The following is a 12,861-nucleotide window of genomic DNA, read 5'->3' on the forward strand; positions in this document are numbered from 1 at the left end:
TATTCCGCCTATCTGCCCTTAACCCGTTTTCGCGCCCCCTTGCGCAGTATGTTGAACATGTCCTCACCCGCCGGCCTGCACACGCCGCGCAGCCCTTTTTCAGGTGCCGCGCCGCTCGCGTTGCGCCCCTTGAGCGCCATCGCCGCCAGTGCGGCGGGCGGAGTGCCGGAAACCCGCATCAAGCGGTTGTTGTCGGATCTGCTGCCTTCGCTGATGGGCCTGCATGCGCAAGGCGAAATATGCGGCGACATCTCGCTGGATACGGTGGGCATGGACGAAGGCGCGCGTGCGCACCTGTTGCCGGAGCTGTCGGTGCCCCGCTCGCGCCGCTCGGGGCTGACGCCCGTGCCGGGCTTTGCCCCGTTCGAGCTGTACACGGATTCGGCCGAATGGCCGCGCGGCCCGTGGACAGACGTCTACGCGCTCTGTGCGGTGATGCACGCACTGGTGATCGGGCTGCGCCCGCCGCCGGCGCCGGAGCGCCGCGCCACGGACAGTTACGAGCCCCTGGCATCGCTGGGCCTGACGAAATACAGCCCGGCGTTCCTGAACGCGATCGATCGTGGCCTGGCCATGCTGCCGGCCGACCGACCGCAGACCCTGGGGGAGCTGGCCGCCCTGCTGGACATCGCGGTCTACGTGGACGAGTCGCCCGCCGCGCCGGAAACGGCCGCGGCCGAGGTGGTGGCCGTGCCGGCCGCGCCTGCGGCAGTGGCCGCCAAGCCGCGCGGCGGCGGCCGGCCGCTGCTGTTTCTGCTGTTGTTGGTGGCGCTGATCGGGGCCGGCGCCTACGCCTGGATCCGCTCGGGGCTCGGCACCGGCAATGCCCTCATTACCCGTTCCGAAGTGGTGCAGCCGAATCCGCCGGCGGCGCCTGTTGCGCCACCCGCAGCCAGCCCCGCGGCTCCCGCCGCCGAACCGACGCCGCCACAGTCGGCTGCGCCCGCGCCGCAGGCCGTCCTGCCCGATACGCCCGCGCCGGACGCGGGCGGCCCGGCGGCGACGCCGCCCGCCGTCCCTCCGGCCGGACTTGGGGCGGCCGCGCCCTCCGCGCCGCCCGCCGCGTCGGAGCCGGACGCCAATGCCGCGCCACGCGTGCAGGAACCCGCCGCGTCGGCCGCGGCGCCGCAGGACGACGCGCCCAAACCCAAGCCCGTGCCCGTGCTGGTGCGCCTGGACATCCGGCCGTGGGGAGAAGTGTGGATCAATGGCGTGGCGCGCGGCATCAGTCCGCCGGTCAAGGAATTGCGGCTGATTCCCGGCAAATACCAAGTATTGCTTCGCAACGCCGACCTGCCGCCCTATCGGGCGACTCTGGAAGTCAAGCCGGGCAAGCCGGCCGTCATTTCGCACACCTTCCAGTGATGTGAACGCCGCCAGGTCCTAATGGGTCGTGGTGTCCTCGGGCGCCACCGGCAGGCACAGCGTAAACACCGAGCCGACGCCCGCCTGGCTGTTCACCTCGACCTCGCCGCCGTGGCGTTGCGCCACGGTGCGCACGAAGGCCAATCCCAATCCGGCGCCGCCTACGTCCCCGCGGGTGGCGACCCCGACGCGCGCGAACGGTTCGAACAGCCGCGCCAGATCCTGCGCCGCGATGCCTTGCCCCTGGTCGCGGATGTGCACGCGCCAGTAGCCGGCTGCCTGGTCGATGTCGCAGGTGATGCGGGTGTCGGGTGGGCTGTACTTGATGGCGTTGTCGATCAGGTTGCTCAAGGCCCGCACCAGCAGCGTCTGGTCGCCGAGTACGTAGGCGACCGGCAGCGAGGGCGCGACCGCCAGCGTGATGCCGCGCTTGTGCGCGGCCGCCCAGAATTCATCGACGCCGTCCTGCAGCAGGCTGCCCAGGTCGAGCTCGACCGCGTTGATGGCCATCGATTCGGCCCGCGTCAGGTGCACGAAGTCGTCGACCAGGTGCAGCGTGCGATTGGCCAGCGCGGCGATGCGGGTGAGGGTCTCGTCGCGGCCGTCCTGAGGCACGCCATCCTGCTTCATTTCCACCAGCGCCAGGATCGAGCTTTGCGGCGCGCGCATGTCGTGCGAGATGAAGCGCAGCGTTTCTTCGCGCTGCCGTTCGGCCTGGCGTATGCCGGAGATGTCGGTCAGGGTGGCGACAGTGCCGGCGAAGTTGCCCTCGGCCGTATGGATCGGCGCGCATTTCAGAATCAGGTCGCGGCCGGCGTGGTCGCGCACTTCCAGGTCGGCGCTCCAGGGCGATTGCTCGGCCGTGTGTCCCTGGCCGCTCAATACCTGCGCCACGCGTTGTCGCGTGGCGTCGTCGCCGATGGTCTTTTCCAGCAGGTGGATGGCCGGATGGCCGACCCGCGGCGGCCGCATGCCCAGCCGCTGGAAGTACATCACGGCGGCCTGGTTGCGAAATTGCATGCGGCCGTCCTGGTCGAACACCAGCGTTGCGTCGGGCATGCCATCCAGCCCGTCGGCCAGGAAGCGCCGCAGGTTGCGCACCCGCGCCAGCGCGCGCCGCAGTTCGCCGACGCGGCTTTCCAGCGAGGCGCTGGGGCCGCCCGATTGCGCCCGGGCTTCGTTCAGCACGGGCGGGTATTCGCGCTGCAGGCGGCGCAATTCGTTGTCCATGTAGCGCAGCGCGGCCTCCTGGCTGCGCCAGCTCCACAGGGGATAACACAGCGCCACGCCCACCAGCGCGGCGGTCGGCGCGAACCATTGATAACTGTGCCCCAGCAGCAGCAGGCTGGCCAGCAGCACCAGCGCCAGCAGCCCGATGTTGACGAGCAGCGCGAGGTTGGGCGACAGGCGCCACAGCGCCAGGCAGGCCAGCAGCACCGGCAGGGCCGAGAACAGGGCATTGAGCCAGGGCACGGGCGGCCGGAAGGCGATGTCGTCGTTGGCCGCCTGCAGCAGGTTGGCGATGATCTCCACGCCCGGCATGCCGCTCACCTCGTGCGAGACCGGGGTGGTGTAGGCGTCGCCCAGGCCCGTGGCCCAGGCGCCCACCAGCACATACTTGCCGCGCAACTGCTCGGGCGGCACGTCGCCGCGCAGGACCGACAGGTAGGACACCGCACGGGTGTGCGCCGCGGGGCCGGCGTAGGGGATCAGGATGCCGCCGTCCTTGCCCGCGCGGCGCAGCAGTCGGTCGGCCATCGCCGCCTGGCCGCCCACGTCCAGCATGCTCAACGCGAAATGCTGCCAGCGCTCGCCAGCGAAACGCGCCGTCAGTACCGCCGACCGCAGCACGCCGTCGGCATCGAGGTTGGCGTTGATGAAGCCGCTGCCCGCCGCGGCTTGCGCCAGGATCGGGATGGGCGTGCTGATGGAGGAGGGGTAGGCCAGGCGGTCCAACACCACCGGCAACACGGTGCGGCCGTTGCGGCGCAAGCTGTCGGCGAGGATCGCGTCGTCACCGGGATGAGTGGTGTCGGGCTCGGCGAAGATCAGGTCCAGGCCGACCGCGCGCGCGCCCTGCAGGCGGTCCAGCAACGCCGCGTGCACTGCTCGGCGCCAGGGCCAGCGGCCGAGCGCATCGATACTGGTATCGTCGATCGCCACGATCACGATGTCGGGCGACATGTCGCGCCCTGTCAGCGCGACGGCGCGGTCATACAGGATCTGATCGACGCGCCCCAGGCCATTGAAGGATCCGAGCAGCGCGGCCAGCAGCGCCAGCGCCACCGTCAACCACAGGCCTGATCGCGAGGCCCGGTCGTTGGGGTCGGCGGCATCTGCCATGGGCGTGGATCTAGTAATCGTTCAGCGTCACGAATCCGCCGAAGCCGGTGGCGACGCCCAGGCCGCTGTTGGTCATCAGCTGGTTCACCCCGGTGAAGGTGGCCGTGGCGTCCTGGCCGCCCAGGCCCAGTTCGTCGATGGCCCGCACCGAAACGTAGAAAGTGCCGGGACCGGGGGCGCTGAAGCGGATGTCCGGACCGGGAAAACGGGTGGAGGACACCGGTTGCGTGCCGTCGGCGTCGCGGGCCACGCGCACGACGTAGGCCTGTGCGCCAGGCACGGGGGGGAACGCGCTGGTCCAACTGCCACCGCCGGCGCGCACCGGCTCGCCGAGCTGGGGCGCGGCCAGCAAGGGCCGCACGCCCGCCACGCTGCCGTCGGCGCCGATGGCGGCGCCGTAGCCCCGGGCCACCGCCACCGGTTGCGCCGGGGCGGCGCCGGGGGCGTGCGGCTGCAGCCGCACACTGCCTTCCAGCACTTCGCTGCGCACGCCCTGGCTGCCGCTCTGCACACGGAAACGCGTGCCGCGCACGCCCGTCACGGCCACCGGCGTGCGGACCTCGAAACGGCCCACGCCCTGGCCGCCGGGCGCGACGCTGGATTCGACGCTGCCGCGTTCGACATGGATGACCGAGTCGGTCAGGTCGGTGCCTTCGAATTGTCGCAGTCGCGTCAGCTCGACGGCGCCGTCGGCCGGCAGCGTGAGCTTGGAGCCATCGGCCAGCTCGAGGGTCACGAAGCCGTTGGGGGCGGTCACGACCTTGCTGCCTTCGGCCACGTTGGCGCCCGGCTTGAGGGCCTGGCCGTCCAGGTTCGCCTGGCCGCTGACGTGGACCACGCGCGCATCGGCGGCGCGCTCCGGAATCATCGACAGGGGGATGCGCAGTTCAAGCCCGATGGGCAGGCGTTCGGGCGTGGCGACCTGGTTAAGCGATTGCAACGGGCTCCAGTTGGCCTGGTTGCGCGTGTAGGTCGCGGCGATGTTGATCAGCGTGTCGCCCTGGCGCACGCGGTAGATGAAGTTCTCTCCCAGCGCGCCCGCGGGTTGGCTGTGGGAGGAGGTTGCGAGCAGCAGGCCGGAAAGCAGGGCAAGCAAAGAAAGCGCGCGGCAGCGGCTCATGTCGTTCAAATCTCCAGGTAATGCCGCCGGGCGCTAGGGCGCGGGGGGCGGGCTATCTTCGGACGCGGATATCAATTCCAGCCGGTAGCCGAGCGCATAGGACGAGCTCAGGCGCACGCCGTGTTCCGGGCGCAGTTGCAGCTTCTGCCGGATGTTCGACAGGTGCGTGTCGAGCGTGCGCGAGGTGGCGGGGATCTCGCGGTTCCAGACGCATTCGGCCAGCACGTCGCGCGACATGAGGCGGCCGAGGTTGCGGAAAAAGAGCAGCGCCAGTTCGAATTCCTTGGGCGCCAGCGTGACCGCCGCGCCCTTGAGCAGGATCGTGCGCGCGGCGGGCTCGATGCGGTAGTCGGCCACGTCGAACGATTCATCGGCGGGCTCGGCGATCTGGCTGCGGCGCAGCAGCGCCGCGACGCGCGCCAGCAGCTCCAGCGGCCGCAGCGGCTTGACGATGTAATCGTCGGCGCCGGCGCGCAGGCCCTCGACCAGGTCGTCCTCGCTGGAACGGTTGGTCAGGAAGATGACCGGAATGCGCGGGCCGATGTTGGCGCGCAGCCAGCGCACCACATCGTCGCCATCGATATCGGGCAGGTGCCAGTCCAGCAGCACCAGGTCGAACGTTTCAGTGCGCAAAGCGGCAAGCAGGTCGCGGCTTTGCTGATAGCTGGTGCAGGTATATCCGGCGGCAGTCAGGACTTGCTGGATACGTTTCGCCTGGTCCAGGTCGTCTTCCAGCGACGCGATTTTCATCAGACGTGGTCTCGCGAAGGTTGGCTGCGCAAGCGCGCCCTGTGGCGCCCTACTGCAAGAAGAAGAAAGGATTGTGTAATGGAATGATAACTCGCGTGGCGTCACTGTTGGCTACGTTGTGCCAAGAACTGTCAAACATTGCAAACTTAACGAATCTTGACTGGAGTTGTTGCACAACAACGCGCCACACTGTCCCGACCCCTCCCGTCAACCGGCGCAGTCTGCCGGGCGCGGGCGGGGCAGATGGGATGGAAAGAACTATGAATCAATTGCGCGTACTGATGATGTCGCCGGACGAGGCTGCACGTAATACCGCTGTGTCCGCGCTGCTTCAAGCTGGAATTTCGGCCCGCGGCTGCTCGACTTCCCTGGAATTGTTCGGCCTGCTCAGCAACAGTCCCTATGACGCCGTGGTGCTGAATGTGGGCACCCTCGGTGAAATCGGCTATGCCCTGGTGGCCCGCCTGCACGGCTCGTCGCCGCTGGGTATCGTGGTGATGGGCAACAATCTGTCCCTGGATACCCGCCTGCGTTGCCTGCAGAGCGGCGCGGACGCCTGCCTGCCGCCGCCGCACGACCCTCGCGAATTGGCCTGCATCCTGCTGGCGCTGGCGCGACGCCTGCCCGCCGTACAGGACAATCTGGCGACCGAGGAGCCCACCCTTGGCCAGTGGGAACTGCGCGACCAGGGCTGGACCCTGGCGGCGCCGTCCGGCACCACGATTTCGCTGTCGGCCAACGAACGCCTGATCGTGCGCTCGCTGCTCGAGGTGGCGGGCAGGGCGGTCGGCCGCGACGAATTGGGCGAAGAGTTGCGCCAGGAGGGCGGCGGCGCGCGCGCCAGCGGCACGCGCAGCATCGATGTGATCGTCAGCCGTCTGCGCCGCAAGGCGGAAATGGCGGGGTTGATGTTGCCGATCCGCACCGTCTACGGCAGCGGCTACCTGTTCGCCGACCAATAAAGCCGCGCGGCCAAGACCCGCGCCTTTGCGTCGTCAATTTGGCCCCAATTTTCCCGACCTGGGCCGGACCTGCGCCTAACTGGCCGTCTTTTGCCGCCAACGTGTCCCCACGCAACGCTTACAAAAGATTTTGACAGTGCGCCAGAATCTAAGCTATGCTAAAGGGCTTACTGCTTTAATCGCGCGCAAAGTCGATGCCAGGACTGGCATTTGAGGCGCCAGGAAGACAGGTCCGGCCATATCCCAAGCAAAGCCTTCGCGCCCAGCTTGGCGGCCCAAGGCCACAGGGGTGCGTCACGAGCCCCCGTCAACCGACGCCGCCATCTCCGAAGCATCCGGTTTGTGCGTTTGTCATGGTTTGTTGGCAAGCCCGCTCTTTTACGTATCTGAACGTTTGAGGCGGATTTGCGCGAGCCGCCTTCTCCGAGAGTCATCACTCGAAGAGACGAGTACGTAAGTACTTACCAGTGGTACGTAAAAGGGATTTCAAAGGTCATGCCTACCATTAGCCAACTCGTGCGCAAGCCGCGCGAAGTCAGCATCATCAAAAGCAAGAGCCCCGCGCTCGAAAACTGCCCGCAACGCCGCGGCGTGTGCACTCGCGTGTACACCACCACCCCCAAGAAGCCGAACTCCGCTCTGCGTAAGGTTGCCAAAGTGCGTCTGACCAACGGTTACGAAGTCATTTCGTACATCGGCGGCGAAGGCCACAACCTGCAAGAGCACTCGGTGGTTCTGGTGCGTGGCGGTCGTGTGAAGGACTTGCCCGGTGTGCGTTATCACATCGTGCGCGGTTCCCTCGACCTGCAAGGCGTCAAGGATCGCAAGCAAGCCCGCTCGAAGTACGGCGCCAAGCGCCCGAAGAAGGCCTAAGGATTCGCAACGCGAATCAGCAGTACCCCCGCGTGGCGGCCATCCGTCATTAGGGAAGTGCAACCGCGCCATCCGGAACATGGGAAGGTGCGCGGCACGTAAGGGGTCGTCTTATTGGACGGCCATGGCCGTGTAATGAAACACGGTTCAACTGAACAGACACAAGGAAGCAACAATGCCCCGTCGTCGCGAAGTACCCAAGCGCGAGATCCTGCCCGATCCCAAGTTCGGCAGCGTCGAGCTCGCCAAGTTCATGAACGTCGTCATGCTGGACGGCAAGAAGGCCGTCGCCGAGCGCATCGTCTACGGTGCCCTCGAGCAAGTCGCCACCAAGACCGGCAAGGAGCCGATCGAGGTGTTCAGCCTGGCGATCAACAACATCAAGCCGATCGTCGAAGTTAAGAGCCGCCGCGTTGGCGGTGCCAACTACCAAGTGCCGGTTGAAGTGCGCCCCGTGCGCCGCCTGGCCCTGGCTATGCGTTGGCTCCGTGAAGCCGCCAAGAAGCGTGGCGAGAAGTCGATGGATCTGCGTCTTGCTGGCGAACTGATCGACGCCTCCGAAGGTCGTGGCGCCGCGATGAAGAAGCGCGAAGACACGCACAAGATGGCCGAGGCCAACAAGGCCTTCAGCCATTTCCGCTGGTAATTTAAGGACTAACCCACCATGGCCCGCAAAACCCCGATCGAGCGCTATCGCAACATTGGCATCTCTGCGCACATCGATGCAGGGAAAACCACCACGACCGAACGTATCCTGTTCTACACCGGCGTCAATCACAAGATTGGCGAAGTGCATGATGGCGCCGCCACCATGGACTGGATGGAACAAGAGCAAGAGCGTGGCATCACCATTACGTCGGCTGCTACGACGGCGTTTTGGCGTGGCATGGCCGGCAACTACCCCGAGCACCGCATCAACATCATCGACACCCCGGGGCACGTGGACTTCACCATCGAGGTGGAACGTTCCATGCGCGTCCTGGACGGTGCCTGCATGGTCTACTGCGCGGTGGGTGGTGTTCAGCCCCAGTCCGAAACCGTGTGGCGTCAAGCCAACAAGTACGGCGTGCCGCGTCTGGCGTTCGTCAACAAGATGGACCGTACCGGCGCGAACTTCTTCAAGGTCTATGACCAGTTGAAGACGCGTCTGCGCGCGAACCCCGTGCCCATCGTGATCCCCATCGGCGCCGAAGACACGTTCCAAGGCGTGATCGACCTGGTCAAGATGAAGGCGATCATCTGGGACGAAGCCAGCCAAGGCACCAAGTTCGACTACAAGGACATTCCGGCCGAGCTGGAAGGCGCCGCCGCCGAATGGCGCGAAAAGCTGGTTGAAGCCGCCGCCGAGTCGTCGGAAGAGCTGATGAACAAGTACCTGGAAACGGGTTCCTTGGACGAAGCCGAAATCAACCTGGCCATCCGTCAACGCACCATCGCTGGCGAAATCCAGCCGATGCTGTGCGGCACCGCCTTCAAGAACAAGGGCGTGCAGCGCATGCTGGACGCGGTCATCGACTACCTGCCTTCGCCCGTGGACATTCCCCCGGTCGACGGCCAGGACGACGATGGCAACGCCATCAACCGCAATGCCGACGACAACGAGAAGTTCTCGGCGCTGGCTTTCAAGCTGATGAGCGATCCGTTCGTGGGTCAGTTGACCTTCGTGCGCGTCTACTCGGGCGTCCTGAAGTCGGGCGACACGGTCTACAACCCCATCAAGGGCAAGAAGGAACGTATCGGCCGCATCCTGCAGATGCACGCGAACAACCGCGAGGAAATCAAGGAAGTTCTGGCCGGCGACATCGCCGCCGTGGTGGGCCTGAAGGACGTGACGACCGGCGAAACGCTGTGCGACGTCGATTCGCACATCCTGCTCGAGCGCATGGAGTTCCCCGAGCCCGTGATTTCGCAGGCCGTCGAACCCAAGTCGAAGGCTGACCAGGAAAAGATGGGCCTGGCGCTGTCGCGTCTGGCTCAGGAAGATCCGTCGTTCCGCGTGCGCAGCGACGAAGAATCCGGCCAGACCATCATTTCCGGCATGGGCGAGCTGCACCTGGAAATTCTGGTCGACCGCATGAAGCGCGAATTCGGCGTGGAAGCGAACGTCGGCAAGCCCCAGGTGGCCTACCGCGAAACCATCCGCAAGACCTGCGAAGAAGTCGAAGGCAAGTTCGTCAAGCAGTCGGGCGGTCGTGGTCAGTACGGTCACGTGGTCCTGAAGGTCGAACCGCTCGAGCCGGGTGGCGGCTACGAGTTCGTCGACGCCATCAAGGGCGGTGTGGTTCCTCGCGAATTCATCCCCGCGGTGGACAAGGGCATCCAGGAAACGCTGCCCGCCGGCATCCTGGCCGGTTACCCGGTCGTGGACGTCAAGGTCACGCTGTTCTTCGGTTCGTACCACGATGTGGACTCGAACGAAAACGCGTTCAAGATGGCCGGCTCGATGGCGTTCAAGGAAGGCATGCGCAAGGCTAGCCCCGTGCTGCTGGAACCGATGATGGCCGTTGAAGTCGAAACGCCTGAAGACTACGCCGGTACCGTGATGGGCGATCTGTCCTCGCGTCGCGGCATGGTCCAGGGCATGGACGACATGGTCGGCGGTGGCAAGACCATCAAGGCCGAAGTTCCGCTGGCCGAGATGTTCGGTTACGCCACGAACCTGCGTTCGCTGACGCAAGGCCGTGCCACGTACACGATGGAATTCAAGCATTACTCCGAGGCCCCCAAGAACGTCGCTGACGAAGTCATCGCCGCTCGGGCCAAGTAAATAACCCTTTGCCGGGCCCGCCCCATCCGGGCGGTCCCGGCAGAAATTAAAGTTTCCTTGAAAGTCAAAGGATAGAGATCATGGCAAAAGGTAAGTTCGAACGCACCAAGCCGCACGTGAACGTCGGCACGATCGGTCACGTCGACCACGGCAAGACCACCCTGACGGCGGCCATCACGACCGTTCTGTCGACCAAGTTCGGCGGCGAAGCCAAGGGCTACGACCAGATCGACGCGGCGCCTGAAGAAAAGGCTCGCGGCATCACGATCAACACGGCCCACGTCGAGTACGAAACGGAAACGCGCCACTACGCGCACGTTGACTGCCCGGGCCACGCTGACTACGTCAAGAACATGATCACGGGCGCCGCCCAGATGGACGGCGCGATCCTGGTCGTGTCGGCCGCTGACGGCCCGATGCCGCAAACGCGTGAACACATCCTGCTGAGCCGCCAGGTTGGCGTGCCGTACATCATCGTCTTCCTGAACAAGGCCGACATGGTTGACGACGCCGAGCTGCTCGAGCTGGTGGAAATGGAAGTTCGCGAACTGCTGAGCAAGTACGACTTCCCGGGCGACGACACCCCGATCGTGAAGGGTTCGGCCAAGCTGGCGCTGGAAGGCGACAAGGGCGAACTGGGCGAGCAAGCGATCCTGTCGCTGGCCCAAGCCCTGGACACGTACATCCCGACGCCCGAGCGTGCCGTTGACGGCGCGTTCCTGATGCCGGTCGAAGACGTGTTCTCGATCTCGGGTCGCGGCACCGTGGTGACCGGCCGTATCGAGCGCGGCGTGATCAAGGTTGGCGAAGAAATCGAAATCGTCGGTATCACCCCGACGGTCAAGACGACCTGCACCGGCGTGGAAATGTTCCGCAAGCTGCTGGACCAAGGTCAAGCCGGCGACAACGTGGGCATCCTGCTGCGCGGCACCAAGCGTGAAGACGTCCAGCGCGGCCAGGTTCTGGCCAAGCCGGGCTCGATCACCCCGCACACGGACTTCACCTCCGAGGTGTACATCCTGTCCAAGGAAGAAGGCGGCCGCCACACCCCGTTCTTCAACGGCTATCGTCCCCAGTTCTACTTCCGCACGACGGACGTGACCGGCACGATCGACCTGCCGGCCGACAAGGAAATGGTCCTGCCGGGCGACAACGTGACGATGACCGTCAAGCTGCTGGCCCCGATCGCCATGGAAGAAGGCCTGCGTTTCGCCATCCGTGAAGGCGGTCGTACCGTCGGCGCCGGCGTCGTCGCCAAGATCCTGAAGTAATCCGGATCACGTAAGCAGCACACAACCAGCGGGGGCGAATCAAAGCCCTCGCCTCTCGTTCTTTAGGAAACGCCATGAAAAACCAAAAGATCCGTATCCGCTTGAAGGCTTTCGATTACAAGCTGATCGATCAATCGGCCGCTGAAATCGTCGACACCGCCAAGCGCACGGGCGCCGTTGTCCGCGGCCCGGTGCCGCTGCCCACGCGTATTCGCCGTTACGACGTGCTGCGTTCGCCGCACGTCAACAAGACGTCGCGCGACCAGTTCGAAATCCGTACCCATCAGCGCCTGATGGACATCGTTGATCCCACCGACAAGACCGTTGACGCCCTGATGCGTCTGGACCTGCCGGCTGGCGTCGACGTCGAAATCGCGCTGCAGTAAGGCGTATCGCGAGTCCGCTACCTTCGCCAGTGGACTTGTGCAGAATGGCCGCAATCCTTCGGGACTGCGGCCATTTGTTTTTGCGCCACAGCCTGGCGCGCCGGGGGCAGGGCAGGCGCCTTTTCACGCTAAGTGCTTGTGCTGCCTGAAAAAAACGTGCTAATATGCCAAGCTTGCCATTTTGTGGCAGGTCTAACTATGGTGAGGCGCGCGCAAGTCCGGGATTTTCCGGGCCGGCAACCCCAAGCCAGGTTGAACATAGTCGTAGGGCAAAGGCCGTTACCTTTTGCCTGATTAGCCCCGACCAATCGCAGTCGGGAATGGAGAAAACGATGTCGAATTCGACACCCACGCCCGCCGCTCACCGGCTGGGGCTGGTGGGTCGCAAGGTCGGCATGACCCGCATTTTTACCGAGGAAGGTGAATCCATCCCGGTGACCGTGCTGGACGTGTCGAACAACCGCGTGACCCAAGTTAAGTCGCTGGAAACCGACGGCTACGCCGCGATCCAGGTGGCTTATGGCGCTCGTCGCGCCTCGCGCGTGCCGCAAGCACAAACGGGCCACTACGCCAAGGCCGGCGTTGAAGCCGGTAGCATCCTCAAAGAATTCCGCCTTGATCCCGCCCGCGCCGCTGAATTTGCGGCGGGTTCCGTGATCGCCGTGGAATCGGTGTTCGAAGCCGGCCAACAGGTCGACGTCACGGGCACCACCATTGGTAAGGGCTTTGCCGGTACCATCAAGCGCCACAACTTCGGCTCGCAACGCGCCTCGCACGGTAACTCCCGTTCGCACCGCGTTCCCGGCTCGATCGGCCAAGCTCAAGATCCGGGCCGTATTTTCCCGGGTAAGCGCATGGCGGGTCACCTGGGTGATGTCACCCGCACCGTTCAAAACCTCGACGTCGTTCGCGTTGACGTGGAGCGCGGCCTGCTGCTGGTCAAGGGCGCTGTCCCCGGCCACGCTGGCGCCGATATCGTCGTGCGTCCGGCCATCAAGGCCCCGGCCAAGAAGGGAGCGTAAGT

Annotated in this window: 11 protein-coding genes; 8 read left to right on the forward strand and 3 right to left on the reverse strand. The window is 65.3% G+C overall.

Translation table 11 applies throughout. From position 1 onward, the window contains the following. Nucleotides 1-57 precede the first annotated feature (57 nt). Nucleotides 58-1,365: a hypothetical protein gene (locus tag SB816_RS01820; RefSeq protein WP_054504557.1), complete on the forward strand. Its 1,308-nt coding sequence runs from the start codon at nucleotides 58-60 to the stop codon at nucleotides 1,363-1,365. Nucleotides 1,366-1,383: 18 nt separating this feature from the next. On the opposite strand, the gene SB816_RS01825 is transcribed toward SB816_RS01820, so the two are convergent. From SB816_RS01825 to SB816_RS01835, 3 genes are read right to left on the reverse strand one after another with little or no spacing between them, the layout of a single operon-like run. Continuing rightward, nucleotides 1,384-3,708, reverse strand: coding sequence for a CHASE2 domain-containing protein (locus SB816_RS01825; RefSeq protein WP_410546447.1), 2,325 nt, complete (start codon nucleotides 3,706-3,708; stop codon nucleotides 1,384-1,386). 10 nt (nucleotides 3,709-3,718) lie between these two features. Then, a complete protein-coding gene (locus SB816_RS01830) occupies nucleotides 3,719-4,828 on the reverse strand; it encodes a FecR domain-containing protein (protein WP_054504553.1) in 1,110 nt (369 codons plus the stop codon). Nucleotides 4,829-4,861: 33 nt separating this feature from the next. Beyond that, on the reverse strand, nucleotides 4,862-5,578 hold the full coding sequence (locus tag SB816_RS01835) for a response regulator transcription factor (RefSeq protein ID WP_054504554.1): 717 nt from the start codon (nucleotides 5,576-5,578) through the stop codon (nucleotides 4,862-4,864). A gap of 260 nt (nucleotides 5,579-5,838) precedes the next feature. On the opposite strand from SB816_RS01835, the gene SB816_RS01840 reads away from it, so the two are divergent. The 7 genes from SB816_RS01840 (at nucleotide 5,839) to rplC (ending at nucleotide 12,859) form a co-directional block, all read left to right on the forward strand. Beyond that, the gene (locus SB816_RS01840) at nucleotides 5,839-6,540 is read left to right on the forward strand and encodes a response regulator transcription factor (protein WP_054504555.1); all 702 of its coding nucleotides are present in this window, start codon (nucleotides 5,839-5,841) and stop codon (nucleotides 6,538-6,540) included. 495 nt (nucleotides 6,541-7,035) lie between these two features. After that, nucleotides 7,036-7,413 (forward strand): 30S ribosomal protein S12, encoded by a 378-nt coding sequence (gene rpsL, locus SB816_RS01845; RefSeq protein ID WP_005017264.1) that lies wholly within the window; start codon nucleotides 7,036-7,038, stop codon nucleotides 7,411-7,413. Nucleotides 7,414-7,588: 175 nt separating this feature from the next. Next, entirely contained in the window at nucleotides 7,589-8,059 is a 471-nt protein-coding gene (gene rpsG / locus SB816_RS01850; protein ID WP_006389600.1) for a 30S ribosomal protein S7, read from the forward strand. Between the two features lie 18 nt (nucleotides 8,060-8,077). Further along, nucleotides 8,078-10,180 (forward strand): elongation factor G, encoded by a 2,103-nt coding sequence (gene fusA, locus SB816_RS01855; protein ID WP_054504556.1) that lies wholly within the window; start codon nucleotides 8,078-8,080, stop codon nucleotides 10,178-10,180. 80 nt (nucleotides 10,181-10,260) lie between these two features. Further along, nucleotides 10,261-11,451, forward strand: coding sequence for an elongation factor Tu (gene tuf / locus SB816_RS01860; RefSeq protein ID WP_020925806.1), 1,191 nt, complete (start codon nucleotides 10,261-10,263; stop codon nucleotides 11,449-11,451). 74 nt (nucleotides 11,452-11,525) lie between these two features. Then, nucleotides 11,526-11,837 carry a 30S ribosomal protein S10 gene (gene rpsJ / locus SB816_RS01865; RefSeq protein ID WP_003806903.1) on the forward strand — a complete coding sequence of 104 codons (312 nt, stop codon included), beginning with the start codon at nucleotides 11,526-11,528 and terminating at the stop codon, nucleotides 11,835-11,837. Nucleotides 11,838-12,169: 332 nt separating this feature from the next. Continuing rightward, nucleotides 12,170-12,859 carry a 50S ribosomal protein L3 gene (rplC, locus tag SB816_RS01870; protein WP_006392074.1) on the forward strand — a complete coding sequence of 230 codons (690 nt, stop codon included), beginning with the start codon at nucleotides 12,170-12,172 and terminating at the stop codon, nucleotides 12,857-12,859. Nucleotides 12,860-12,861: the final 2 nt, after the last annotated feature.

It is taken from the genome of Achromobacter sp. SIMBA_011, assembly GCF_046535435.1.
In the GTDB taxonomy this organism is placed as follows: Bacteria; Pseudomonadota; Gammaproteobacteria; order Burkholderiales; family Burkholderiaceae_B; genus Achromobacter; species Achromobacter dolens.